Source organism: Aminobacter sp. P9b (assembly GCF_045345995.1).
GTDB lineage: Bacteria > Pseudomonadota > Alphaproteobacteria > Rhizobiales > Rhizobiaceae > Aminobacter > Aminobacter niigataensis.
In genome coordinates, this window is sequence record NZ_CP150082.1 from 2,222,856 (window position 1) to 2,248,417 (window position 25,562).

Sequence of the window (25,562 nt, forward strand, 5' to 3'; positions counted from 1 at the left end):
CGTTTCTTATTCCGCCGGCTGAGCCAGCGCCGGCGCGATGCGCACCGATTGCCGCAGCGACCGCTGACCGAGGAAGGTGATCACGAGCGCGATAAAGCCTGCGATCAGCGACACCATGAAGCCGCTTCTGGGGTCGAGGTTGTCGATGAGCCAGCCGGAGGCCGACGAGCCTGCGGCCATGCCGATGCTGATGCCGGTGACGGCCCAGGTCATGCCCTCGGTGAGTTTGGCTGACGGCACGATCTTCTCGACCAGCGCCATCGACAGGATGATGGTCGGCGACACTGCAACGCCTGCCAGGAACAGAACGATCGAAAGCATCGTGACGTTGTTGACGGCCAGCAGCGGCAGCGTCGTCAGGGCGGCGAGTGCGATCGCGATCAAAAGCTGCCGGGCAAGCGGCATCTTGAGCTTCAGGGTGCCGAAGACGAGGCCGGCGATGAGCGAGCCGGCAGCATAGGCGGACAACGCAAAGCCGGCGGACGCCTTGTTGCCCTGGGCTTCGGCAAAGGCCACTGCGGTGACTTCGGCGGTGCCGAAGATGGCGCCGATGGCGATCAGGGTCAGCACCAGGATCTGGACGGGGCCGAGCCGGATCACCGACTTGCCGTCGCTGCGGTCCTGCGCATGCACAGGCGGTTCGGTCGAGCGTTGGGCGGCGAACAGCAGGCTGCCCACAGCCAGCAACACGGTCGCGACGAGCGGACCGGCCTCCGGGAAGAAGCCGACGCTGAGGCCGATGGCGATGATGGGACCGGCCATGAAGATGACTTCGTCCACGATCGACTCGAAAGCGAAGGCCGTGTGCAGTTGAGGTGTGTCGCGGTAGATCTCGGTCCAGCGCGCACGCACCATCGCGCCCATGATCGGCGTGACGCCTGCGAGAATCGCGAAGACAAAGAGCACCCAGTTGGGCGCGCCATAGCGCGTGGCGAGCATCAGTCCGGACAGTGCAGCAACCGCCAGGGCAGCGCTCGGCAGCAGCATGCGAACCTGGCCGTAGCGGTCGATCAGCCTGGCGACCTGCGGCGCGACGACGGCGCTCGACAGGGCGAAGGCGGCGGCAACAGCGCCGGCCAGCCAGTATTCGCCATGGGTTTCGGACAGCATGGTCACGATGCCGAGCGTGACCATGGACATCGGCAGGCGCGCGACGAAGCCGGCGGCCGAGAACGCCTTGGCGCCCGGCGCCTTGAAGATTTCTGAGTATGGATTGCGCATGGATGTCACCGGGGCGGAGATAACTGAGATTTCAAAGCCAGTCGAGCCGCCTGATATGGCGACTCGTTGGTGCAGTCGAAAGGCCTTGCCTGAGAAAATGTCGGCTCATTCCGCTGCTTGTGGAGCAGCTCGCGGCAATTCTACTTCGTGTTCGCCTGCGAGTGCTTTCTGACCGAGAAGGACGACTACGAATGAGATCGTGCCTGCGGCCACGGAAACCCAGAAGCCGTTCTGCGCGCCGAAATTGTCGACGACCCAGCCAGCCACGAAGGCGCCCAGCGCCATGCCGATGCCGATGCCGGCCATCACCCAGGTGATGCCTTCGGTCAGCATGGCCTCGGGCACCCGCCGCTCGATCAGGCCGAAGGCCATGATGAAGGTGGGCGAGATCGCCACGCCGCTGACGAAAATGGCAAGCGCGAGCAACGGCACCGTGTCGGCGACCAGCAAAGGCAACGTGGTCACTGCGACGACGGCGATCGCGATGGCGAGCAGGCGTTGTTTCGGTACCTCGAGGTTCAGCGCGCCGACGATCAGTCCGACAACGAGCGAACCGGCCGCGTAGACGCCGATGACGAGGCTGGCGGCAGTGGGCTGGCCGAGTTCCTTTGTGATCGCCACGGCGCTGACCTCGGCGGTGGCGAAGATCGAGCCAACGAAAATGAGCGCCAGCGTGATGATCTGTACCGGGCGCAGCATGATCGCCGAGCCGCCGTTCGCGAGTTCCCGCTTCCTGACCTTGGGCTCGCTCGACCGTTGCAGGATGAAGGCTGCCATGCCCAGCGCCAGGAAGAGCGTGCTGGCCAGCACGCCGGCTTCCGGGAACAGGGCAACGCTCAGGCCGACGGAAAGCGAGGCACCGGCAATGTAGACCATTTCGTCGGCGACCGATTCAAAGGCGAAGGCGGTGTTGAGTTCGGGGCGGTCGCGGAAGATCTCGGTCCAGCGGGCGCGCACCATGGCCGGCACGCTTGGCATGGCCGCAGCGATGAAAGCCGAGACGAACAGCGTCCAGGCTGGCCAGTCATAGCGGGTTGCAACGAGCAATGCGGCAAAGGCGATGACGGAGATGACAGTGGTGGGGAGAGCCACCGCAGTCTGGCCGAGCCGGTCGATTCGGCGCGAGATCTGCGGGGCGGCGAAAGCATTGGTCAGGGCGAAGGTGGCCGCGACCGCACCGGCCAGCCAGTATTCGCCGCGCGTCTGCGACAGCATCGCGACGATGCCGATAGGGGCCATGGCGATCGGCAGGCGGGCGATGAAGGCAGCCGCTGCGAAGCCCTTGGCCCCTGGGACCCTGAAGATTTCACCATACGGATTGTGCATCGGAGCACTCCTGGAAATTCGAGGACGTGCCACTTACATACGTGGCGTATGTGAAAGAGCTAATTGCATACGCTCCGTATGTCAATTACCATACGCTTCGTATGTAAAAAATATACGTGACGTATGTGAATGGGATCCGCAGGAAGAAGCGATGAAGATTGCGCATAAGTCCCGCAGCGAGATGATTGCCGAAACGCGCGGCAAGCTGATTGCGGCCGCGAGAAGGGCCTTCGCAACGGTGGGCTATGCCAACGCGTCGATGGACGACTTCACCGCCGAAGCCGGTCTCACGCGCGGCGCGCTCTACCATCACTTTGGCGACAAGAAGGGCCTGTTCGAAGCCGTCGTGGCCCAAATCGACCGTGAGATGTCGTTGCGGCTCAATGCCATCTCGGCCAAGGCCAGGACACGCTGGCAGGGTTTCGTGGACGAAAACATCGCCTATGTCGAAATGGCTCTGGAACCGGAAATCCAGCGTATCGTCCTGCGCGACGGTCCGGCAGTCCTTGGCGATCCGGCGCAATGGCCCAACGCCAACGCCTGTATCCTTTCGATAACGAGCAATCTCGTTGCGCTGAAAGAGGAGGGCGTCATACGCGACATCGACCCGGAGGCGATGGCGCGGCTGATCAGCGGCGCTTCGCTCTATGCTGCCCAGTGGATCGCCATTTCCGACGACCCCGGCGCAACGTCGACAAAAGCGGTGAAGGCGTTCCGCACGCTCATGGAGGGGCTGCTGGTGGACAACAAGTCCGCTGCCTGATCTTTAACCCGGCCGGATATGCCTCTTGGTCGACACCGGCATCACGCCGTGATTTTTCCCCAGGCTTCGGCAGCTATCGCGTGGTCTGGCCAGCCATAGCTGATAAGGTGAGGCGATGACCACTCGGCTCTATTCCCACCCGATCTATCTCGAACACCTCACCCCGGCCGGACACCCCGAACGGCCCGACAGGCTGCGCGCCATCGAGCGCGCACTCGAAGACGAGACATTCGAGACCCTCGACCGCGCGGAAGCGCCGGAGGGCGACGAGCAGACGATTCTCTATGCGCATCCGGAATCCTTCGTCGACAGCGTCCGACGTCAGGTGCCGGAGGAGGGGCTGGCGCGGATCGACGGCGACACCGTGCTGAGCCCGAAGAGCTGGCAGGCGGCGCTGACGGCCATTGGTGCGGCCAACGCCGCGGTCGACGACGTCTTCTCCAAGAAGATCGACAATGTCTTCGTCGCTTCGCGTCCGCCCGGCCATCATGCCGAGAAAACCACGGCGATGGGCTTTTGCCTGTTCAACAACGCGGCCATCGCCGCGCGCCACGCCCAGAAAAAGCATGGCGCCGAGCGCGTGGCGATCGTCGACTGGGACGTGCACCATGGCAATGGCACCCAGGACATCTTTTGGGACGATCCGAGCGTTCTCTACTGCTCGACCCACCAGATGCCGCTTTTTCCCGGCACTGGGGCCAAGAGCGAGACCGGCACTGGCAATATCGTCAACGCGCCGCTGTCGCCGGACACCGGCAGCGACCATTTCCGCGAGGCGTTCCGCTCGCGCGTGCTGCCGGCACTCGACAGTTTTGCGCCCGACCTGATCATCATCTCGGCCGGCTTCGACGCGCATCACCGCGACCCGCTGGCCGAGATCAACCTGACCGAAGCCGATTTCGACTGGGCGACGGGGCAACTGATGGACCGCGCCGCGCGCCATTCGTCCGATCGCCTCGTCAGCCTGCTCGAAGGCGGCTACGACCTTCACGGGCTGGCCTTTTCAGTGGCCGCCCATGTCAACCGCCTCATGAAAGGATGAACCATGGCCGCTGAGCCCAATGACGAAATCAAGGCGATGAGCTTCGAGCAGGCGCTGGCCGCCCTGGAGAAGATCGTCGACGATCTCGAGCGCGGGGATGTGCCGCTCGACCAGTCGATCAAGATCTACGAGCGCGGCGAAGCGCTGAAGGCGCATTGCGACCGCCTGCTCAAGGCCGCAGAGGACAAGGTCGAGAAGATCAGGCTTTCGCGCGACGGCAAGCCAGTCGGCGTGGAACCGCTCGACGCGGAGTGACCGGCTCCCGAATAACTTGACCTCGCGGCACGTTGCGCCCAGTTATGGGGAACCCACACGGTTGACGAAAACCCGGGAGCAGGCGATGTGCCGCAACATCAAGACATTGTTCAATTTCGACCCGCCGGCGACGCATGACGAGATCCGCGACGCCGCGCTGCAATTCGTCCGCAAGCTGAGCGGTGCGACCAATCCATCGAAGAAGAACGAAGCGGCTTTCAACCGCGCGGTCGACACGATCGCGGAAGCCGCACATGAAATGCTGCATGCGATGGAAACGCACCAGCACCCGCGCAATCGCGAGGAAGAAGCCGCCAAGGCAAAGGCCCGTTCGGCGTTGAGATTTGCCTGATTCTGACACCCGTGGTGACAGCAGCGCTCCGTTAACCCCTTAGGATGCAGTCATGAGTTTCTTCCCAGCCAGTGACCCGACCCCGGGTGACGCCTTTTCCTGCGACCAGATTGAACTGATGGTCGTGCCCAATGCCAAGGATATCGATGGCTTCGAGGTCCGCCGGGCCCTGCCGACGGCAAAGCGCCGGCTGGTCGGGCCGTTCATTTTCTTCGATCGCATGGGCCCTGCCATCCTGCGGGCCGGTCATGCGCTGGACGTGCGCCCGCATCCGCATATCGGGCTTGCGACCGTGACTTACCTTTTTGACGGCAAGATCAGGCACCGGGACTCGCTCGGCACCGAAATGGTGATCGCGCCCGGCGATGTGAACCTGATGACCGCCGGTCGCGGCATCGTCCACTCCGAGCGCACGCCCGAGGAACTGCGCGGCGCGCCGATGTCGGTGTCGGGCCTGCAGACCTGGCTGGCGCTGCCCGATGGCAAGGAGGAGGTGGCGCCGCTGTTCGAAAACACTGCCAGCGTCGATCTGCCGGAGTTTGCCGCCGACGGCGTCCGCGGGAGGCTCATCATCGGCGACTTCAAGGGACTACGCTCGCCGGTGCGGGCGGCCTCCGACACGCTTTATGCCGATATCTCGCTTGCTCCCGGCGCCAGGATCAAGATTCCTGCCGATGCCGAGGAACGCGCCATCTACACGCTTGGCGGCGAGATCGACATCCTCGGCGACCGTTTCCCGATCGAGCGGCTCCTGGTGTTCAAGCCGGGCGACGAGATCGTCGTTTCGTCCGAGACCGGCGCGCATTTCATGCTCTTCGGCGGCGCCTCGCTTGGTTCCAAGCGCTACATCTGGTGGAACTTCGTCTCGTCGTCGAAGGAGCGCATCGAGCAGGCCAAGAATGAATGGAAGACCGGCCGCTTCGATATCGTTCCCGGTGATGAGGAAGAATTCATCCCGCTGCCCGAGAGCTAGAGCCGGGCGCCTACGGCCTAAACCCGACCGCGTCACCGCTACGCATTTACTTTCCGGGCCTGCGGACGTATCTGCCGAGGGTTAATAGATGTTAGTGCTGTTTGATGAACGCAAAACCTGAAACTCCCCTTCTCGACAAGGTTCGGCTGCCGTCCGAGCTGCGCGCGCTCGACGAGGCACAGTTGCCGCAGCTCGCCAGCGAGCTCCGGGCCGAGCTGATCGACGCTGTCTCGCAGACGGGCGGACATCTCGGCGCCGGTCTTGGCGTCGTCGAGCTCACGGTGGCGCTGCATTACGTCTTTGATACGCCCGACGACCGCATCATCTGGGACGTCGGCCACCAGGCTTATCCGCACAAGATCCTGACCGGCCGCCGCGACCGCATCCGCACGTTGCGGCAGGAGAACGGGCTTTCCGGTTTCACCAAGCGTGCCGAGAGCGAATACGATCCTTTTGGCGCGGCCCACTCGTCGACCTCGATTTCGGCCGGACTCGGCATGGCCGTGGCGCGCGACCTCAACGGCGGCCGAAACAACGTCATCGCCGTCATCGGCGATGGCGCCATGTCGGCTGGCATGGCCTATGAGGCGATGAACAACGCCGGTGCGCTGGACGCCCGGCTGATCGTCATCCTCAACGACAACGACATGTCGATCGCACCGCCGGCGGGCGCGATGAGCGCCTATCTGGCGCGCCTTGCCTCCGGCCGCACCTATGCCGGCGTGCGCGAACTCGGCAAGAAGCTGACCTCCTATCTCGGCCGCCGTGTCGACCGCGCCATCACCCGCGCCGTCGAGCACGCGCGCGGCTTCGTCACCGGCGGAACGCTGTTCGAGGAGATGGGCTTCTTCCATATCGGCCCGATCGACGGCCACAATCTCGAGCACCTGATCCCGGTGCTGAAGAATGTCCGCGACAACGGAACCGGCCCCGTGCTGATCCACGTCGTGACCCAGAAGGGCAAGGGCTACGCCCCGGCGGAAGCTGCCGCAGACAAGTATCACGGCGTCAACAAGTTCGACGTCATCACCGGCGCCCAGGCCAAGGCCCCGGCGAATGCGCCAAGCTACACCAAGGTGTTCGCCGAGAGCCTGGTCCAGGAGGCACGCGAGGACGACAGGATCGTCGCCGTCACCGCGGCCATGCCGTCGGGCACCGGCCTCGACCTGTTCGGCGAGGCATTCCCCTCGCGCACCTTCGACGTCGGCATCGCCGAGCAGCATGCGGTGACCTTTGCCGCCGGTCTTGCGACCGAAGGCATGCGGCCCTTCGTGGCTATCTACTCGACCTTCCTGCAACGTGCCTACGACCAGGTCGTGCACGACGTTGCCATCCAGAAGCTGCCGGTGCGCTTTCCGATCGATCGCGCCGGTTTCGTCGGCGCCGACGGGCCCACCCATTGCGGCGCCTTCGACACGGCCTATCTCGCCTCGCTGCCCGATTTCGTCGTGATGGCGGCGGCCGACGAGGCCGAGTTGCGCCACATGGTGCGCACCGCAGTCGAGTTTGACGAGGGCCCGATCTCGTTCCGCTATCCCCGCGGCAACGGTGTCGGCGTCGACATGCCCGAGCGCGGGCAAGTGCTGGAGATCGGCAAGGGCCGGATCGTCAGGGAAGGCACCAAGGTGGCGCTGCTGTCCTTCGGCACGCGCCTCAAGGATTGCCTGCTCGCCGCCGAGGAACTGGGCGCTGCCGGCCTGTCCACCACGGTTGCCGATGCGCGTTTCGCCAAGCCGCTCGACGAAGATCTGATCCGCCGCTTGGCGCGCTCGCACGAGGTGCTGGTTATGGTCGAGGAGGGATCGGTCGGTGGCTTCTCGAGCCAGGTGCTCGATTTCCTCGCCCGCAACGGCCTGCTCGACAACGGCCTTAAGGTGCGTCCGCTGACGCTGCCGGACAGCTTCGTCGACCACGCCAATCCCGACAAGATGTATGTCGACGCGGGCCTCGATTCGGCTGGCATCGTGCGCGCCGTCTTTGCAGCGCTCGGCAAGTCTGCCCAAGCGGTCCGCGCCTGATCGGGGCGCGCTTGCCTTCCGGGCGCGCATTCGCCATTGAAAGCCATGGAAATCTCAAGGCAAGCCCGCGCATCGGCCCGGAAATCGAAATCGATTTTCGGAAAGCACGATGCGCAGATTCAAGAAGCTGGAGCGCCTTTGCGCGTCCAATCGGACGCGGGGCGCTCCGGAGCCAGCCTGCGGCTCGACGAATTGCTCGTCAGCCGCGGTTTCTTTGCCAGCCGATCGCGTGCCCGCGATGCGGTGGCGCGCGGGGCTGTGACCGTCGATGGCCAGCCGGCGAAGAAGCCCGGCCAGTCTGTTGCGGGCGACGTTGCCATTAAGGTCGACGACCCGGCGCAGACCTATGTCTCGCGCGCAGCACTGAAGCTGATCGCCGGGCTCGATCATTTTGGCTTCGACCCGGCAGAGCGGCAGGCGCTCGACATCGGTGCCTCGACGGGCGGCTTCACGCAGGTGCTTTTGGAACGCGGTGCGACCCATGTCGTGGCGATCGACGTCGGCCACGGCCAGATGGATGGGAAGCTGAAGGGCGATCCGCGTGTGACCTGCCTGGAAGGGCTCAACGCCCGCAACCTGGCGCGCGATGATCTCGGCGGAAGTCTGCCGGACTTTCTGGTCTCGGATGTGAGTTTCATCTCGCTGCGGCTGGCTCTGCCCAACGCACTCGGACTGGCTGCATCTGGCGCAAAGGGCGTTTTCCTGGTCAAGCCGCAGTTCGAGGCCGGGCGCGAGGCGATCGGTAAGGGCGGCCTGCTCAGGAATGCTGACGACGGGCCGAAGATTGCCGAGGAACTGCGCCTTTGGCTCGATACCATTCCGGGCTGGCGGGCGCTCGGCATCTGCCCGTCGCCGCTCGAAGGCGGTGACGGCAACCGCGAATACTTGCTCGCTGGAGTGAAAGATCGATGACTGCACGGTTCGAGATTGCGCGGCTGGGCGCGCATGGCGACGGCGTCGTCGATGCCAATGGCGGGCATATCTTCATCCCCTTCGCTCTGCCCGGCGAGACGGTGACCGCCGCGCGCGAGAAGGATCGCGCACAGTTGCTAGCCGTGATCGAGGCTTCGCCGCAACGGGTCGAACCTGCCTGCCGCCATTTCACCGAATGCGGCGGCTGCGCCATCCAGCATCTTGAAGATGGCGCCTATCGCGACTGGAAACGTAGCCTGGTGGTGCACGCGTTGAAGGCGAGGGGCATCGAAGCTTCGGTCGGCGATCTTGTCGCCTGCCCGCCGCACAGCCGCCGCCGTGCCGCTTTTACCGCCCGCAACACCGAGACCGGCATTCATCTCGGCTACAACAAGGCTTTTTCCCACACCCTCGTCGATATCGAGGAATGTCCGGTGCTCCTGCCTGGTATCGTCGAGGCGGCCGGTATCCTGCGTCATCTCGCCGGGATCATCGCCAACACGTCGAAGCCTTTCAGGTTCCTGGTCACCTCGACGGAGACCGGTTTCGACGTGGCGGCCAGCGATTGCGGCAAGCCGACCGAGGCGATCCGCCGTGCGGCCACCGATTTCGTCATCAAGTCGAAGATCGCAAGGCTTTCCATCGACGGCGAGATCATCGTCGAGCCGGTCAAGCCGATGCTGACGTTCGGCACGGCGACGGTGACGCCGCCGACCGGCGGTTTCGTCCAGGCGGTAGCCGATGCCGAACAGGCGATGGCGTCGCTCGTGATCGGCCATCTGCGCAAGGCCAAGAAGGTCGCGGACCTGTTCTCCGGCAGCGGCACGTTTTCTCTGCAGCTGGCGACAAATTCGGAGGTTCACGCCGTCGAGGGCGATGCGTCGGCGCTGGCCGCGCTCGACAGGGGCTTCCGTTTTGCCTCCGGACTGAAGCGCGTCACGGTAGAGCGCCGTGACCTCGATCGGCGCCCGCTGACCTTCAAGGAACTGAATGCCTTCGACGGCATCGCCTTCGATCCGCCGCGCGCCGGCGCCGAGGATCAGTGCAAGCAGATCGCCCGTTCGGACGTGCCCTATGTGGCTGCGGTGTCGTGCAATCCGGCGACACTGGCGCGGGATCTACGCATCCTCATCGACGGCGGGTACGCGCTGAAGAGCGTGACGCCGATCGACCAGTTCCTCTGGTCCCACCACGTCGAGGCGGTGGCGCTGCTGGAGAAGCCCAAGAAGCGGCGGTGAAGGCGCTCGTGGCCGAGCGCCTCGTCATAGTCAGACGCGCGTGCCGCCGACGGTCATCTGGTTCATCCTGAGATGCGGCTGGCCGACGCCGACCGGCACGCCCTGTCCGGCCTTGCCGCACATGCCGATGCCGGTGTCGAGCTTCATGTCGTTGCCGACCATCGTCACCCGATGCATCGCGTCGGGGCCGTTGCCGATCAGCATGGCGCCCTTGATCGGCTGGGTCACCTTGCCGTTCTCGATCATGTAGGCCTCGGTGCATCCGAACACGAACTTGCCTGAGGTGATGTCGACCTGGCCGCCGCCGAAGGAGACGGCATAGATGCCGTTCTTGACCGAGGCGATGATCTCTTCCGGCGTCTTGTCGCCAGATGTCATGTAGGTGTTGGTCATGCGCGGCATCGGCTGGTGCGCGTAGGATTCGCGGCGGCCGTTGCCGGTGGCGTTCATGCCCATCAGCCGCGCGTTCTGGCGGTCCTGCATGTAGCCGACGAGCTTGCCGTCCTCGATCAGCACGTTGCGGCCGCTCGGCGTGCCTTCGTCGTCGACGGTGATCGAACCGCGGCGTTCGGAAATGGTCCCGTCGTCGACGACGGTGACGCCCTTGGCCGCGACCTGCTGGCCCAACAGGCCGGCGAAGGCCGAGGTCTTCTTGCGGTTGAAGTCGCCTTCGAGGCCGTGGCCGACGGCTTCATGCAGCATGACGCCCGGCCAGCCGGAGGACAGCACGATGTCGAAGGTGCCGGCAGGGGCGGGGATCGCCTCGAGATTGACCAGCGCCTGGCGCAATGCCTCGGTCGCCGCGTTCTTCCAGCTCTCGTCTGTCAGGAACTCGTCGAAGCTCTTGCGCCCGCCCATGCCATAGGAGCCGCTCTCCTGGCGGTCGCCATCGCCGACCACTACGGCGACGTTCATACGCACCAGCGGGCGGATGTCGCGCACGACCTGGCCGTCGCCGCGCAGTATCTCGACATGCTGCCACGACGAGGCGAGCGATGCCGTCACCTGGCGGACACGCGGGTCCTTGTCGCGCAGCCAGGCGTCGATTTCCTGCAGCAGCTTGGCCTTGGCCTCGAATGAGGGAGAGGAGATCGGGTTCTCTTCGCCGTAGAGATGACGGTTGGTGCGGGCCGGCGCCGCAGCCAACGTACCGGAATAGCCGCCCTTGACGGCCGAGACCGCGTCGGAGGCTCGCAGCAGGGCGGCTTCGGACAACTCGCTGGAGTGGGCATAGCCGCTGGCTTCGCCGGCGACCGCGCGCAGGCCAAAACCCTGGTCGGTGTTGAAGCTCGCCGTCTTCAGCCGGCCGTTGTCGAACATCAGCGCCTCGCCCTCGCGATATTCGAGGAACAATTCGCCGTCGTCGGCGCCCTCGATCGTCTCGGCGACGATCTTGCGCACGCGGTCTTCGGTGATGTCGAACTGGCTGACGAGGTTCATGGCAGGGATCCCGGAGAGGTTTGAACCTGATGTAGGGCGGCTTGGACGTCATCGCAATCGTTAGCCTGGTCGGAGAGGCGAGGGATGCCGTATTCGCTGCTTTTGAAATGCAATCCACAGGTGTATAAATTGATGAAAGCAACCAAAAGGAGTATTGTGGTCGCTGCACTCAATCAGATCGGGCAGAATTGAGGGAGCAGATGGAAGAGTATGTTTTTATTCCGGATCATCGGTCCAGTGGCGAACAGTTGGTGGCTACGCTTCAGGCGGTAGTGGCCGTCGATACCGAGTTGGATTTTCTGGCTGCGCCGGCCGGAGGGGCGTGGGGCGCCCTGCCCGTGGCGGTCAGGCCCATGGCTGAAGAAGTAATGACCCGCGGCCTGGAGATTCTGGAGGTCGTTCCGCAAAGCGGGGTCGCGCTGGTCAGGACCTCGATTGCGGGGCCAGCCCCAGCGGCAGTGGGTGGAACATTCCATCCCGTCGTGAACTACACGATGGCCGTGGCTGATGTTCGTGTCGGTCGCCTTCGCCTGACCGGAAGCCTCGGTCCGTCCGGCGCCGAATTCTTTAGCATCGCCCTGCAGTCAGCCGGTACCAACAAACCCATCGGCAATGCGATTGCGACATTGGGACTGAAGAACGGCAGCCAGCAACTCACGGCAGTATCGGACAGCGCCGGGATTGTGCGGTTCGGTCTGCGGGCAAAAGCGGTGATGGACGCGATGCTTGCCATCGAGCCTGGCTTTGCTGGCCATTGGGGATATCTCCAGCGGAAGGCAGACCTCGTCTCAGGCAGTGTGATTATGCTCGATCCGATCGATCTGGCTGGCTCGGCCGACAGTCTGAGGCATCTTCTTCCACCCGGACCTGCGGGCAGCGGCAGAGGAGTGGTTGTTGGGGTCGTGGACAGCGGCGTCGGGCCGCACAACCATCTCACCAACGTGGAAGGGGATGACGATTCGTCGATCGGCCACGGCACTCATGTTGCAGGCATCATCGCCGGCAATGGCGGAAACGGGTACGCAGGCGTGGCGCCGGGCGCAAGTATTCGCAGCTACAGGGTGTTCGACGATCCAGCCACGGGTATCGCGAGGAACTTCGAGATTCACCGGGCGATCGAGCAGGCGGTCGACGACGGATGCCATATCATCAACCTCAGCCTGAAGGCCGAACGGGAAGCCAGTCCGAGCCACGATGACAGGGTGCTGTCGCAGGCAATAGAGGATGCCGCCGAGCAGGGCGTTCTCGTCGTCGCCGCGGCTGGAAACGACTTTCGGCGCTTTGTGGCGTTTCCGGCCCGGCACCGGGATGCCATTGCGGTTTCGGCACTTGGCTGGGAACCTGGCCTGCCTGCCAACGCATACGACCGCTGGACGGTATCAAGCGACCGCGGCGACCCCGATCGTGACGTCTTCTTCGCCACCTTTTCCAATGAGGGGCATGCGCCCACCAGAATAGATCTCATCGGTCCGGGGGCAGGCGTAGTATCCACCGTGCCGGGCGACCAATATGCGCCTATGAGCGGCACGTCGATGGCATGTCCGGCAATGACGGGTGCGATTGCACGGATATTGTCGGCCAATCCTGCCGTCCTGACGATGCCGCCCACCAGGGCGCGTTATCAGGCCATGAGGCAACTGGCCTTCGCAAGCCTGCGCAAGCACGGCTTTGGTGCAATCCGCGAGGGCGGCGGCATGATCATCTGACTGTCGGCGTCCGCGGGTTGCGCGGCCGGAGCGGCGCCCTATATCCTCAGGCAACGACGCGAGATTGATCGTGGCGCTGGAGTGCTGACGCGTGGAAAAGCTGGTTTTGATCATTGGCAAGGTTGCGAAGGATGCGGCGCAGGTGGCGAGCGAGATCGACAGCCTGCCCGGCATCTCGGTGACGTCCCGGTCGCGATCGATGATCGATGTGGATGTTTCGGAACCTTCCGCAGCCGAGGCACTGCGCAGCTATGCAGGCCGGCACGGCTTCGAAGTCGAACCGATGTCGGAAGCCCAGCTCATCGAGCCGATCTCGCCGTTCAAGGCGCGTTGAGGCGCTGGCTCTGCAGCGTCGTGCCGCGCGAGATCAAGGCAGCGCGGCGAAACCTTCACCGAAACCGTTGAGATCGACCGGAATGCCGATGCCTTCCTCGGGCGTCTGGAAGACGATGAAGGTGGCCGCCTTGCCGGTCTTCAGCGTGTCGAGCAGCGGCTTGTCGAGGATCACTTCGGCATAGCAGCCGTCCTGGAAGCAGCGCACGAAATAGGCGCGGCCGATATCCTTCTGGTCGACGTTGAGGCCAAGGCCGTTGGGCAGGAGCACGCCGAGCGGCGCGAGCACGCGCAGGATTTCGGCCTTGTTGTCGGCGGTGCGCAGGATGACCACCGAAAGCCCCATCTCGGGGCGGTCTTCGGCGATGACGTTCTGCATCATCACGCATTGTTCGTTGGTCGCGCCCGCAGGCGTGTCGCAGATGATCGACCACGCGCCATGGGTGGACTTGACCGTGCCGCTCTGCTGCGCGCCGGCCTGCATGGGAGCCAGGCAGACAGCGGCGACCAACACCCTGGCCAAGGTTTTCAAAAGCCCAGACTTCATGACGGCTCCATTGCGAATCACGACAATTTAGGTCGTGCCGGCAGCAAGTAAATAACAAGAGGGCGCCTTCGCCATCCCGCAATCTTAGGTTTTCCAGACATTCGAGTTCAATTTTGCTCGAATTGCGACGACTTTTGAGCGCATGTCAGCACCCTGCGGACGACTGCCCCGCCTCGATGCATTCATCAACTAGCGCCAAACGGCCCCAAGCGCCAGCCTTGCCGCCTGCGCGCAAAAATGCCGCATGAGTTCCGCCTCTGCTTCCTTGCGGTTACAAAGAGAGTATGGTTTGAACCTCCGAACGTCTCTGGGATTCCCGTCCCGGAGCGGCACGATGTCCTTGCGGCCAAGACCGCATGGAAATGGGAGATACTGAGGGTGATGAGAAAGATCCTTGCTAGCGCCGTCGCGGCGACTGCTTCCTTTGCCAGCGCCGCGGCCTATGCGGCGCAGCCGGTAGAATGGCAGACCACATTCCAGCCGGCCGCGACCGGCATCATGGAACAGATCACCTGGTTCGAGCGCTACACGCTGTGGTTCATCGTTCCGATCACGCTCTTCGTTCTGTTCCTGCTGGCCTATTGCATCTGGCGGTTCCGGGCGAGCGCCAATCCTGTGCCTTCGCGCACCAGCCACAACACGCTGATCGAGGTCGTCTGGACCGTCGGTCCGGTTGTGATCCTGCTGTTCCTGGCCATTCCGTCCTTTCAGCTTCTGACCGCGCAGTATTCGCCTGTCGAGGAGCCGAAGCTGACGATCAAGGCGACCGGCAACCAGTGGAACTGGGATTACGAATACCAGACGGAAGAGCCGCTTTCGTTCAATGCGGCGATGCTTTCGGAAAAGCCCGAAGAGCGTAAGGCTGCCGGCAAGGAAGACAGGGGTGCCTATCCGCGCCTTCTCGCCGTCGACAACGAAGTGGTCGTGCCTGTCGGTCAGGTCGTCCGCGTGCTGGTCACCGCATCGGACGTGATTCACGCCTTCGCCATGCCGGCCTTCGGTATCAAGGTCGACGCCGTTCCGGGTCGGATCAACGAGACCTGGTTCAAGGCTGACAAGGAAGGCCTGTATTATGGCCAGTGTTCCGAGCTTTGCGGCAAGGACCACGCCTACATGCCGATCGCAATCCGCGTCGTCAGCGACGCACAGTATACGACGTGGCTGGCTGCCGCGAGGACCGACTTGCCGGGTGCCAACAAGGCGCTGATGGCCGAGACGGACGGTGCGGCCAAGGTCGCGGCCGCCGGCAACTGAGCCGCGGCGAATTAGGGATCAGGGAACGGAGCGGAACATGGCAGGCGCTGCAGCTCACGACCATCACGACCACAAGCCGAAGGGCTGGGTCCGGTGGGTGTACTCGACCAACCACAAAGATATTGGAACGCTTTACCTGATCTTCGCGATCATGGCAGGCTGCGTCGGCGGCTTCCTGTCCGTCATGATGCGCTGGGAACTGGCCGAGCCAGGCATCCAGATTTTCCACGGCTTGGCCTCGATGGTCTACGGCGTCGAGGGCGATGCCGCGATCGATGCCGGCAAGAGCATGTTCAACGCGTTCACCACCGCGCATGGCCTGGTCATGATCTTCTTCATGGTCATGCCGGCGCTGATCGGCGGCTTTGCCAACTGGATGGTGCCGATCATGATCGGTGCGCCTGACATGGCGTTCCCGCGCATGAACAACATCTCGTTCTGGCTGCTTCCGCCTGCCTTCATCCTGCTCGTCATCTCGGCCTTCATGCCGAGCGCGCCGGGTGCGCATGGCGTGGGTGGCGGCTGGACGATCTACCCGCCGCTGTCGACCTCGGGCCAGCCCGGGCCGGCGATGGATCTCGCGATCCTGTCGCTGCACATCGCCGGCGCCTCGTCGATCCTCGGTGCGATCAACTTCATCACTACGATCTTCAACATGCGCGCTCCGGGCATGACGCTGCACAAGATGCCGCTGTTTGCCTGGTCGGTGCTGATCACCGCCTTCCTGCTGCTGCTGTCGCTGCCGGTTCTGGCTGGTGGCATCACCATGCTGCTGACCGATCGCAACTTCGGCACGGCCTTCTTCGCACCTGAAGGCGGCGGTGACCCGATCCTGTTCCAGCACCTGTTCTGGTTCTTCGGTCACCCCGAGGTGTACATCCTGATCCTGCCGGGCTTCGGCATCGTCAGCCACATCGTCTCGACCTTCTCGCGCAAGCCGATCTTCGGCTACCTGGGTATGGCCTACGCCATGGTCGCCATCGGTGCCGTCGGCTTCGTCGTGTGGGCCCATCACATGTACACCACCGGCATCTCGCTCGACACGCAGCGCTACTTCGTCTTCGCCACGATGGTCATCGCGGTTCCGACAGGCGTGAAGATCTTCTCGTGGGTTGCCACCATGTGGGGCGGCTCCATTTCGATGAAGCCGCCGATGCTGTGGGCGATCGGCTTCATCTTCCTGTTCACCGTCGGTGGCGTCACCGGCGTGCAGCTGGCCAATGCCGGCCTCGACCGTTCGCTCCACGACACCTACTACGTCGTCGCGCACTTCCATTACGTGCTGTCGCTGGGTGCCGTGTTCGCGATCTTCGCGGCCTGGTACTACTGGTTCCCGAAGATGACCGGCTACATGTACTCGTCGGCCATCGCCAACACCCACTTCTGGGTGACGTTCGTCGGCGTGAACCTGGTCTTCTTCCCGCAGCACTTCCTCGGTCTCGCCGGCATGCCGCGCCGCTACATCGACTATCCCGATGCATATGCCGGCTGGAACATGGTGTCGTCCTACGGCTCCTACATCTCCGCCGTCGGCGTGCTGATCTTCCTGTTCGGCGTCTTCGAAGCCTTCTCCAAGAAGCGCGTCGCCGGTGCCAGCCCATGGGGCGAGGGTGCGACCACGCTCGAATGGCAGCTGCCTTCGCCGCCGCCCTTCCACCAGTGGGAACAGCTGCCGAAGATCAAGTAAGGCACTGACTGAACCACGAAGCCGCCGGCCCGACCGGCGGTTTCGGCCAAACGGAACGACTGGACGTAAGTACGCATGGCCCTTGTCCACAACCGGTTTGAAGACCAGACCTTCCGCATGTCGGAGGCAACTGCGGGCGATTTCTTCGCCCTGCTGAAGCCCCGCGTCATGTCGTTGGTGGTCTTCACGGCCTTTGTCGGCATGGTTGCCGCGCCCGTGACGATCAACCCGTTCCTCGCCGTCGTGGCGATCCTTGCGATCGCCATCGGCGCCGGCGCCTCGGGCGCGCTCAACATGTGGTACGACGCCGATATCGACGCTGTCATGACACGCACCGTCAACCGGCCGGTTCCTTCCGGCAAGGTGACGCCGCACGAGGCGCTGACCTTCGGCCTGGTGCTGTCGGTCTTGTCGGTGATGACGCTGGGCGTTCTCGTCAACTGGCTGTCGGCGGCGCTGCTCGCCTTCACCATCTTCTTCTACGCCGTCGTCTACACGATGTGGCTCAAGCGCTGGACGCCGCAGAACATCGTTATCGGTGGCGCGGCCGGCGCGCTGCCACCGATGATCGGCTGGGCTGCCGTGACCGGCGCCATAAGCTTCGAGAGCGTCGTGCTCTTCCTCATCACCTTCCTGTGGACGCCGCCTCACTTCTGGGCGCTGGCCCTGTTCAAGTCGCAGGACTATGAGCGCGCCGGCATCCCGATGATGCCGAACGTCGCCGGCGAGGCCTCGACCCGCCGCCAGATCTTTGCATACTCTTTGCTGCTCGCGCCTGTCGGCGTGGCGCCATGGCTGCTCGGCTACACCACAATCGGCTACGGCGTCGTTTCGCTGGCGCTCGGCATCGGCTTTGTCTGGTACGCCTGGAAGGTGCTGCGCATGCCCGACAGCGACCGGGTGATGAAGCCGGCCAAGGCGCTGTTCGGCTATTCGCTACTTTACCTGTTCGTGATCTTTGCGGCCTATCTGGCCGACAGCGTCATCGAGCGTGTGTTTGCGCTTGGAGGTGCATGATGTCGGATGACAATCTGGTAACGCTCACGGACAAGCAGAAGAAGGCGCGCCGCAGCCGCAACATCGCCATCGGCCTGGCACTGGCGGCACTCGTTATCATCTTCTATCTCGCGACGATCGCGAAGTTCGGCCCGGCAATCCTGGATCGGCCGCTATGAGCGAAAGCATGCCCACCGAAACGCAGCCCGTAGACCCGAAGAAGCAGCGCTCCAACCGGATGGTTGCGGGCATGTGCATCGCCTTTGTCGGCGGCATGGTCGGCATGGCCTATGCGGCGGTGCCGCTCTACGCCATGTTCTGCCAGATCACCGGTTACGGCGGCACGACGCAGCGCGTCGAGCAGTATTCCGACAAGATCCTGGACCGGACGATCACCGTCCGTTTCGACGCCAACACTTCAGGCGGGTTGCCTTGGGATTTCAAGCCGGTGGCGCGCGACGTCCAGATCAAGATCGGCGAGACGACGCAGATCCACTACGAGGCAAAGAACACCTTCGATGTGCCGACCCAGGGCCGCGCGACGTTCAATGTCACGCCCGATCTAGCCGGCGCATACTTCAACAAGGTCGAGTGCTTCTGCTTCACCGATACCACGCTGAAGCCGGGCGAGACGCTCGACATGCCGGTCGTCTTCTTTGTCGATCCGGAAATCGTCAATGTGCCTGAACTCAAGGACATCAAGACGATCACCTTGTCCTATACCTTTTTCCCGATTGAGGGGGAAAAGCCCGTAGCTGCCGCGCCCAAGGTCGACGGCGAAACGAAAATTATTAATTCCGACGGAAAAGCCGGGGGCTGATATGGCAGACGCGCACGCCAAACATCACGATTACCACATCATTGATCCAAGTCCGTGGCCGTTCCTCGGCTCGCTGGGCGCGCTCATCATGGCGTTCGGCGGTGTCGCCTGGATGCAGCACATGAAGGGCGCCGAGTTCCCGATCTTCGGCTTCAACGTCGCGAACGCCAATTACTGGATCTTCGCGATCGGCCTGCTGGTCGTGCTCTACACGATGTACGGCTGGTGGTCGGACACGATCAAGGAAGGCAACGAAGGCCATCACACGCGCGTCGTGTCGCTGCACCTGCGCTACGGCATGATCATGTTCATCGCCTCCGAGGTGATGTTCTTCGTCGCCTGGTTCTGGGCCTTCTTCGACGCCAGCCTGTTCCCGGGCGAGGCCACTCAGCAGGTCATGCGCGCAGAGTTTACCGGTGGCGTGTGGCCGCCCAAGGGGATCGAGATCCTCGATCCGTTCCACCTGCCGCTCTACAACACCATCATCCTGCTCCTGTCGGGTACGGCTGTGACTTGGGCACACCACGCCCTGCTGCACGGTGACCGCAAGGGCCTGGTCAACGGCCTTGCCATCACGGTTGCGCTCGGCATCCTGTTCTCGTTCGTCCAGGCCTACGAGTACATTCACGCTCCGTTCGCGTTCAAGGACTCTATCTACGGTGCGACCTTCTTCATGGCGACGGGCTTCCACGGCTTCCACGTCATCATCGGCACGATCTTCCTGCTGGTGTGCCTGTTCCGTGCGATGGGCGGTGCCTTCACGCCGAAGCAGCATTTCGGCTTCGAGGCTGCTGCCTGGTACTGGCACTTCGTTGACGTGGTGTGGCTGTTCCTGTTCGCCTCGATCTACATCTGGGGTTCGGTAGGCGGCACCATCGCTCACTGATATCCTGATTTTTCGAACAAGGCGGTCGCGGCAACGCGGCCGCCTTCTCTTTTTGGGCGCTTTCTTGCGCCAAGCATCCGGCATGTTGATCAGCCGCTTCGCTTTTCCTTGGATCGTCTTGATCGCCTCGGTGACCATGGCCCGCGCCGATGCCGTAGATCTGGTCCGGGTCGACAAGTCGGACCGCTTGATGGAACTGATGTCCGGCGAGAAGATCGTGCGCAGCTATGCGGTGGCGCTCGGTGCCAATCCGGTTGGCCACAAGCGCCAGGAGGGCGACGAACGCACGCCTGAAGGGCGCTACGTTCTTGACTGGCGCAATCCCGAAAGCGCCTTCACCAAGTCGATCCACATCTCCTATCCCAACGCCAACGACAAGGCTGCGGCAATGAGGGCAGGTGTCGATCCCGGCGGAATGATTATGATCCACGGCCAGTCCAAGGGTTTCGGCTGGTGGTCCTGGCTGATGCAGATGTTCGACTGGACGAATGGCTGTATCGCCGTTACCGACGAGGACATGGCGGAGATTTGGCAGATGGTCGAAAACGGCACTCCCATCGAGATAAATCCATGAGCGAAGACAAGGCGATCTGGCCGCCGGTCGAGCCGATAGCTGCCGGGCTCAAGGGGCGCTGTCCGCGCTGCGGCGAAGGCAAGCTGTTTTCCAGCTTCCTGACGGTCGGCAAGCAATGCGGCGTGTGTCGCCTCGACTATTCCTTTGCCGATGCGGGCGACGGGCCCGCAGTCTTCGTCATTCTGATCATTGGCTTCGTCGTTGTCGGCCTGGCGTTGTGGATGGAGGTTTCGCTGGCGCCGCCGTTATGGCTCCACCTGCTGCTCTGGATACCGCTGACCCTCATACTCAGCCTCGGCTCGCTCCGCTTGATCAAGGGTGTGCTGATCACCTTGCAGTACAGCAACAAGGCCGCCGAAGGGCGCCTGGACAAAGACCAATGACCGAACAGAATACCTTGCCTGCCCCGGCGCGCCGCTCCGGGTATGTGTTGATGCTGGTACTTGGCACCATGTCGTTCGCGTTGCTGATCGCCCTTGGCAGCTGGCAGGTGCAGCGGCTGTACTGGAAAGAGGAACTGCTCGCCCAGATAACCGAACGGACGCAATCGCCGCCGCTGCCATTGGCGGAGATGGAAGTTAAGTACCGCGCTACAGGCGATGTCGACTACTGGCCGGTGACGCTTTCGGGAACGTTCGAGCATTCCGGCGAGCGGCATTTCCTCGCTACCTGGCAAGGCCAGTCGGGCTTTCATGTCTATGCCCCGCTCAAGCTGGACGATGGACGCTACGTCCTGGTGAACCGTGGCTTCGTTCCGTACGATTTCAAGGATGCGGCCAAGCGTCCGGTGGGTCAGGTTACTGGCCCCGTCAGCATTGCCGGCCTTGCGCGCAATCCGCTCGAGGGCAAGCCGGGTTCGCTGGTACCCGACAACGACCTCAAGAAGAACGTCTTCTACTGGAAGGACCTCGGAGTCATGGCGAAAACGGCGGGGCTGCCAGCGGACGCGGTGGTGCTGCCCTTCTTCGTCGATGCCGACAAGACGGCCAACCCGGGTGGCTTGCCGGTGGGCGGCGTTACTATGGTCGAGATGCCAAACAATCATCTGCAATATGCGGTCACCTGGTACGGGCTGGCGGCGGCACTGCTGGGCGTCATGGGCTTCTGGTTGCTGCGGCGGCCGGAAGGCAAATGACCACCAGTGCATGACCCCGAAAATCGAAATCGATTTTCGGAAGGATCATGCACAACTTCATAGTGCTAGAGCGTCCCTTGCGCGTCCAAGGGGACGCGCGGCGCTGTAGTCGCCCTTGACAGCACATGGCCGCAGACATCATTTCGGCACTGAACAAAGAACCGGATCACATGCCCCAGACCCTCGCAAAACCGCCCCTGACCATCAGGCTTTGCCAGCCGCGCGGCTTTTGCGCAGGCGTCGACCGCGCCATCCAGATCGTCGTGCTGGCACTCAAGAAATACGGGGCGCCTGTCTATGTGCGCCACGAGATCGTGCACAATCGCTACGTCGTCGAAGGGTTGCAGAACCTGGGTGCCGTCTTCATCGAAGAACTGAGCGAAATCCCCGACGACCACCACGATGCGCCTGTCGTGTTCTCAGCCCATGGCGTGCCGAAGTCGGTGCCGGCGGACGCCGTGGCGCGCAACCTGTTCTATCTCGATGCGACCTGCCCGCTGGTCTCCAAGGTGCACAAGCAGGCCATGCGCCACCAGCGCAAGGGACGTCACGTGCTGCTGATCGGTCATGCCGGGCACCCGGAGGTGATCGGTACCATGGGGCAACTGCACGAAGACGCCGTGACACTGATCGAGACCGAGGCAGACGTCCGGAACTTCACGCCAGCTGATCCAGCGGCACTCGGCTTTGTCACCCAGACGACGCTCTCGGTGGAAGACACCGCAGGTATCCTCAAGGCACTGCAGGAGAAGTTCCCGGAGATGCAGGCGCCTGCCGCCGAATCGATCTGCTATGCCACCACGAACCGCCAGGAAGCGGTGAAGGAAACGGCTCCCGGCGCCGACCTCTATCTCGTCGTCGGTGCGCCGAACTCGTCCAATTCGCGCCGCCTCGTCGAAGTTGCCGAGCGGGCAGGGGCCAGGATGTCGCTGCTGGTTCAGCGCGCGTCGGAGATCCCGTGGAACGACATCGGCGGCATCGCTACGCTTGGCCTGTCGGCGGGCGCTTCGGCGCCGGAGATCATCGTCGACGAAATCATCAATGCCTTCCGCGAGCGCTTCGAGGTGAACGTGGAACTCGCCATCACGGCGACCGAGACGGAGGACTTTCCTGTAATGCGGGTATTGCGCGACGTCGAGCTGACGCCGGCCGACATGGCCTTCGTCAACGGAAACGCCTGATGGCTGTCTATACCGATGTCGGCGAGGGTGAGCTCGAGGCGTTCCTACGCAACTATCCGGTTGGCGAACTGCTGTCCTACAAGGGCATCGCCGAGGGTACCGAAAACACCAACTTCCTGCTGCATACGACGACAGGTTCGTACATCCTGACGCTCTATGAAAAGCGGGTCGAGAAGTCCGACCTGCCGTTTTTCCTCGGCCTGATGCAGCATCTCGCCCACAAGGGCCTGTCCTGCCCGCTGCCCGTTGATGGCAAGGACGGCAATGTCATCGGCACGCTCGCCGGCCGGCCGGCCGTCATCATCACTTTCCTCGAAGGCATGTGGCTGCGCCGACCTCAGGTCGTGCATTGCCGCGAGGTCGGCAGGGCGTTGGCCGAACTGCACATCGCCGGCCAGGACTTTGCCATGACGCGGCCGAACGCGCTCGCCATCGACGGCTGGCGCAAGCTCTGGGACGCAGCACATCCGCGCGCCGACGAGGTTGAGCCCGGCCTTGCCAGGGAGGTCGATGCGGACTTTGCCGAGCTCGAGAAGAACTGGCCGAAAGATCTGCCCTCCGGCGTCATCCACGCCGATTTGTTCCCCGACAACGTCTTCTTCCTTGGCGACAGGCTGTCGGGCCTGATCGATTTCTATTTTGCCTGCAACGACCTCTACGCCTACGACCTCGCCACCTGCCTCAACGCCTGGTGCTTCGAGAAGGACTTTTCCTTCAACCTGACCAAGGGCACGGCACTTCTCGACGGTTACCAGAGCGTCCGGCCGTTGAGCGAAGCTGAGAAGGCGGCACTGCCCATCCTGGCGCGTGGGTCGGCCCTGCGCTTCATGCTGACGAGGCTGTACGACTGGCTGACGGTGCCGGATGGCGGGTTAGTCATGAAGCGCGACCCTTCGGAATACATACGCCGCATGCGTTTCCACAGGACGATCAAGTCCGCGCAGGAATACGGACTGAAATGAAGCAAGTTGAAATTTTCACCGATGGCGCCTGCTCGGGCAATCCGGGTCCGGGCGGTTGGGGCGCGATCATGCGCTACAAGGCCAAGGTCAAGGAGCTGTCGGGCGGCGAGGCCGAGACCACCAACAACCGCATGGAACTGCTGGCAGCCATCTCCGCCTTGAACTCTCTCAAGGAGCCGTGCGAGATCGACCTGCACACGGACAGCAAATACGTCATGGACGGGATCTCGAAGTGGATCCACGGCTGGAAGAAGAACGGCTGGAAGACCGCCGACAAGAAGCCGGTGAAGAACGGCGAGCTGTGGCAGGCGCTGGACGAGGCCAACAGGCGCCACAAGGTGACCTGGCACTGGGTCAAGGGCCATGCCGGCCATCCCGAGAACGAACGCGCCGACGAACTGGCGCGCGAGGGCATGGCGCCGTTCAAGAACGGCCGCAAGGCATAGGCCTGGGCTGCTGCCAGGCCTGAGTGGGGCGCGCCGCCTGAAGGCAGCGCGCCATTTTCATTTCAGAGCTGTTCGAGAATGCGGGCCGCGCCGGAATCGATCGCCTGACCGGCCGTGCCTTCGACGTTGAGCTGGGCGACCTTGCCGTCCTCGACAACCATCGAGAATCGCTTCGAGCGCAGGCCCATGCCGGCGGCCGACAGGTCGAGGTCGAGGCCGGTCGCGCGGGCGAAATCGCCGCTGCCGTCGGCGAGGAACAGGACCTTGCCTTCACCGCCGCTGAATCGCGCCCAGGCGCCCATGACGTGCACGTCGTTGACCGAGACCACCGCGATGGTGTCGACGCCGCGCGCGACGATGGCGTCATGGTTCTCGACATAGCCGGGCAGGTGGTTGTTGCTGCAGGTGGGCGTGAAGGCGCCCGGTACTGCAAACAGCACGACCTTCTTGCCAGCGAAGATTTCTTCAGTGGTGAGGTTCTTGGCGCCGTCGGCGGTCATCGTCTTGAAGGTGGCGCTGGGGAGCTTGTCGCCAATCGAAATGGTCATGTTGGTCCTCGTGGCAGTGGATTGAAATCGGGTGGCCGCAGCGATCCACTAGCGCAGATGCATCGGTAATCCAATGGCTGGCGGTTTGGCGGAGCGATCAGGGGTAGGCCAGAAAGCCTTCGACTGCGCCGGCCGAGCTGATCAGGGTGTAGGGAATGCCCTTGCCGGCAGGCTTTGCCGTGGGCCGTTCGAGCACTTTGAGCGAGAAGCTGATCTTGCCGGCCGCCTCGTGGCGCTGGGGCGTACCGAACTGATAGCCATCCACGCCGGCGACGAAAATATCGATACCTTCGGGATCTCCGGGTGCGGCTGCCGTAATCGAGATCGTCTCGCCCTCTGCTGGCGCCAGCGTGGCGCCGAAGTCCGGCTGGGCGGCAGAGGGGAGGGCGGCCAGCGCTGCCGCTACCAGCGCGGCATCATTTGCATTGCCGGGATCGGCGGCGGCGTCGACTTCCAGCCGCGCCTGCACCGGCACGCAGATGGTTTCGCAGATGCCGAGGAACACGTCGGCCGCGATTGCCGCAGGCTCGCCCGGGGCTGGGACCGTGAAGCTGACGGGCAGACGGACGGGGAAGTCGTAGCCTGCCCATTTGGCGTAGCCGTCGTCGTGGCGCTGGGGGGCGGGATACGAGATTTCGGCCGCCGAGACATTGCGGCTGGCCGAAAGGTCGATCTGCGGCGGCACGCCGGAATTGCCGGGATCGCGCCAATAGGTTTTCCAGCCGGGCTTGAGCTCGATGTCGAGCACGCCCTGGAGCTTGCCAGAGGCATCGGGCTGGCCGGTGGTCACGAGGCGGAAGCGGCCGCCGTCGGTTTCGAACCAGGCAGACGATGACGCGTGCGCGGATCCAGCGGCCAAAATGGCGGTGCCGAGGCAGAGGGCGATTGGGGGCGTGAATTTCATGGCGGTGATTTGATAGTCTCCGGCTGAGAGCGCAACATGCCTT

At 63.4% G+C, this 25,562-nt stretch carries 28 protein-coding genes; 22 read left to right on the top strand and 6 right to left on the bottom strand.

The genetic code is table 11. From position 1 onward, the window contains the following. Nucleotides 1-6 precede the first annotated feature (6 nt). Together WHT83_RS10975 and WHT83_RS10980 are read right to left on the bottom strand one after the other, a co-directional pair. Nucleotides 7-1,221 (bottom strand): MFS transporter, encoded by a 1,215-nt coding sequence (locus WHT83_RS10975; protein ID WP_318762286.1) that lies wholly within the window; start codon nt 1,219-1,221, stop codon nt 7-9. A gap of 105 nt (nt 1,222-1,326) precedes the next feature. Beyond that, the gene (locus WHT83_RS10980) at nt 1,327-2,547 is read right to left on the bottom strand and encodes an MFS transporter (RefSeq protein WP_183263644.1); all 1,221 of its coding nucleotides are present in this window, start codon (nt 2,545-2,547) and stop codon (nt 1,327-1,329) included. Nucleotides 2,548-2,698: 151 nt separating this feature from the next. Here WHT83_RS10980 and WHT83_RS10985 point away from each other — a divergent pair, with 151 nt between their 5' ends. The 8 genes from WHT83_RS10985 to WHT83_RS11020 all read left to right on the top strand — a co-directional run bounded on the left by WHT83_RS10985 (nt 2,699) and on the right by WHT83_RS11020 (nt 10,100). Beyond that, nucleotides 2,699-3,310 carry a TetR/AcrR family transcriptional regulator gene (locus tag WHT83_RS10985; protein ID WP_406873795.1) on the top strand — a complete coding sequence of 204 codons (612 nt, stop codon included), beginning with the start codon at nt 2,699-2,701 and terminating at the stop codon, nt 3,308-3,310. Between the two features lie 115 nt (nt 3,311-3,425). Continuing rightward, complete coding sequence (locus WHT83_RS10990) at nt 3,426-4,352, top strand: histone deacetylase family protein (RefSeq protein WP_108608960.1); 927 nt, start codon at nt 3,426-3,428, stop codon at nt 4,350-4,352. Nucleotides 4,353-4,355: 3 nt separating this feature from the next. Next, a complete protein-coding gene (locus tag WHT83_RS10995) occupies nt 4,356-4,607 on the top strand; it encodes an exodeoxyribonuclease VII small subunit (protein ID WP_406873796.1) in 252 nt (83 codons plus the stop codon). A gap of 85 nt (nt 4,608-4,692) precedes the next feature. Beyond that, a complete protein-coding gene (locus WHT83_RS11000) occupies nt 4,693-4,959 on the top strand; it encodes a DUF2277 domain-containing protein (RefSeq protein ID WP_108608958.1) in 267 nt (88 codons plus the stop codon). A 52-nt stretch (nt 4,960-5,011) separates the two neighbouring features. Next, entirely contained in the window at nt 5,012-5,932 is a 921-nt protein-coding gene (locus WHT83_RS11005) for a pirin family protein (protein ID WP_108608957.1), read from the top strand. A 104-nt stretch (nt 5,933-6,036) separates the two neighbouring features. After that, complete coding sequence (dxs, locus tag WHT83_RS11010; protein WP_406873797.1) at nt 6,037-7,950, top strand: 1-deoxy-D-xylulose-5-phosphate synthase; 1,914 nt, start codon at nt 6,037-6,039, stop codon at nt 7,948-7,950. 138 nt (nt 7,951-8,088) lie between these two features. Further along, nucleotides 8,089-8,862, top strand: a complete 774-nt coding sequence (locus WHT83_RS11015; protein WP_406873798.1) for a TlyA family RNA methyltransferase — start codon at nt 8,089-8,091, stop codon at nt 8,860-8,862. Next, nucleotides 8,859-10,100 (top strand): class I SAM-dependent RNA methyltransferase, encoded by a 1,242-nt coding sequence (locus WHT83_RS11020; RefSeq protein WP_108608954.1) that lies wholly within the window; start codon nt 8,859-8,861, stop codon nt 10,098-10,100. Before WHT83_RS11015 ends, WHT83_RS11020 begins: the two co-directional genes overlap by 4 nt. Nucleotides 10,101-10,130: 30 nt before the next feature. Here WHT83_RS11020 and tldD read toward each other — a convergent pair whose 3' ends face one another. After that, nucleotides 10,131-11,540, bottom strand: coding sequence for a metalloprotease TldD (gene tldD, locus WHT83_RS11025; protein ID WP_406873799.1), 1,410 nt, complete (start codon nt 11,538-11,540; stop codon nt 10,131-10,133). A gap of 200 nt (nt 11,541-11,740) precedes the next feature. Here tldD and WHT83_RS11030 point away from each other — a divergent pair, with 200 nt between their 5' ends. Together WHT83_RS11030 and WHT83_RS11035 are read left to right on the top strand one after the other, a co-directional pair. Then, nucleotides 11,741-13,246, top strand: coding sequence for a S8 family peptidase (locus WHT83_RS11030; RefSeq protein ID WP_406873800.1), 1,506 nt, complete (start codon nt 11,741-11,743; stop codon nt 13,244-13,246). Between the two features lie 91 nt (nt 13,247-13,337). After that, a complete protein-coding gene (locus tag WHT83_RS11035; RefSeq protein WP_108608951.1) occupies nt 13,338-13,580 on the top strand; it encodes a hypothetical protein in 243 nt (80 codons plus the stop codon). A gap of 33 nt (nt 13,581-13,613) precedes the next feature. Here the strand turns inward: WHT83_RS11035 and WHT83_RS11040 are convergent, their stop codons facing one another. Then, complete coding sequence (locus WHT83_RS11040; protein ID WP_406873801.1) at nt 13,614-14,126, bottom strand: invasion associated locus B family protein; 513 nt, start codon at nt 14,124-14,126, stop codon at nt 13,614-13,616. A 381-nt stretch (nt 14,127-14,507) separates the two neighbouring features. On the opposite strand from WHT83_RS11040, the gene coxB reads away from it, so the two are divergent. From coxB to rnhA, 12 genes are all read left to right on the top strand, one after another. Then, nucleotides 14,508-15,380, top strand: a complete 873-nt coding sequence (gene coxB / locus WHT83_RS11045) for a cytochrome c oxidase subunit II (RefSeq protein ID WP_108608950.1) — start codon at nt 14,508-14,510, stop codon at nt 15,378-15,380. A 37-nt stretch (nt 15,381-15,417) separates the two neighbouring features. Beyond that, the gene (gene ctaD / locus WHT83_RS11050; RefSeq protein ID WP_108608949.1) at nt 15,418-17,067 is read left to right on the top strand and encodes a cytochrome c oxidase subunit I; all 1,650 of its coding nucleotides are present in this window, start codon (nt 15,418-15,420) and stop codon (nt 17,065-17,067) included. Nucleotides 17,068-17,142: 75 nt separating this feature from the next. Then, a complete protein-coding gene (locus WHT83_RS11055; protein ID WP_108608948.1) occupies nt 17,143-18,084 on the top strand; it encodes a heme o synthase in 942 nt (313 codons plus the stop codon). Beyond that, entirely contained in the window at nt 18,084-18,242 is a 159-nt protein-coding gene (locus WHT83_RS11060; RefSeq protein ID WP_183263637.1) for a hypothetical protein, read from the top strand. The genes WHT83_RS11055 and WHT83_RS11060 overlap by 1 nt, the downstream gene beginning before the upstream one ends. Nucleotides 18,243-18,250: 8 nt before the next feature. Further along, nucleotides 18,251-18,883, top strand: coding sequence for a cytochrome c oxidase assembly protein (locus WHT83_RS11065; protein WP_183263636.1), 633 nt, complete (start codon nt 18,251-18,253; stop codon nt 18,881-18,883). Between the two features lies 1 nt (nt 18,884). Beyond that, entirely contained in the window at nt 18,885-19,769 is an 885-nt protein-coding gene (locus tag WHT83_RS11070; RefSeq protein ID WP_108608947.1) for a cytochrome c oxidase subunit 3, read from the top strand. Nucleotides 19,770-19,851: 82 nt separating this feature from the next. Next, entirely contained in the window at nt 19,852-20,343 is a 492-nt protein-coding gene (locus tag WHT83_RS11075; RefSeq protein WP_108608946.1) for a murein L,D-transpeptidase family protein, read from the top strand. Continuing rightward, a complete protein-coding gene (locus tag WHT83_RS11080) occupies nt 20,340-20,726 on the top strand; it encodes a DUF983 domain-containing protein (RefSeq protein WP_183263634.1) in 387 nt (128 codons plus the stop codon). The genes WHT83_RS11075 and WHT83_RS11080 overlap by 4 nt, the downstream gene beginning before the upstream one ends. A 50-nt stretch (nt 20,727-20,776) precedes the next feature. Continuing rightward, the gene (locus tag WHT83_RS11085; protein WP_406873961.1) at nt 20,777-21,478 is read left to right on the top strand and encodes an SURF1 family protein; all 702 of its coding nucleotides are present in this window, start codon (nt 20,777-20,779) and stop codon (nt 21,476-21,478) included. Between the two features lie 170 nt (nt 21,479-21,648). Continuing rightward, nucleotides 21,649-22,659, top strand: coding sequence for a 4-hydroxy-3-methylbut-2-enyl diphosphate reductase (gene ispH, locus WHT83_RS11090; protein WP_108610007.1), 1,011 nt, complete (start codon nt 21,649-21,651; stop codon nt 22,657-22,659). Beyond that, nucleotides 22,659-23,621: a homoserine kinase gene (locus WHT83_RS11095; protein WP_108608943.1), complete on the top strand. Its 963-nt coding sequence runs from the start codon at nt 22,659-22,661 to the stop codon at nt 23,619-23,621. The genes ispH and WHT83_RS11095 overlap by 1 nt, the downstream gene beginning before the upstream one ends. Further along, nucleotides 23,618-24,067 (top strand): ribonuclease HI, encoded by a 450-nt coding sequence (rnhA, locus tag WHT83_RS11100; RefSeq protein WP_108608942.1) that lies wholly within the window; start codon nt 23,618-23,620, stop codon nt 24,065-24,067. The genes WHT83_RS11095 and rnhA overlap by 4 nt, the downstream gene beginning before the upstream one ends. Nucleotides 24,068-24,129: 62 nt before the next feature. Here the strand turns inward: rnhA and WHT83_RS11105 are convergent, their stop codons facing one another. Together WHT83_RS11105 and WHT83_RS11110 are read right to left on the bottom strand one after the other, a co-directional pair. Beyond that, nucleotides 24,130-24,615 (bottom strand): peroxiredoxin, encoded by a 486-nt coding sequence (locus WHT83_RS11105; protein WP_108608941.1) that lies wholly within the window; start codon nt 24,613-24,615, stop codon nt 24,130-24,132. Nucleotides 24,616-24,712: 97 nt separating this feature from the next. Next, the gene (locus WHT83_RS11110) at nt 24,713-25,519 is read right to left on the bottom strand and encodes a protein-disulfide reductase DsbD domain-containing protein (protein ID WP_406873802.1); all 807 of its coding nucleotides are present in this window, start codon (nt 25,517-25,519) and stop codon (nt 24,713-24,715) included. Between the last annotated feature and the right edge of the window lie 43 nt (nt 25,520-25,562).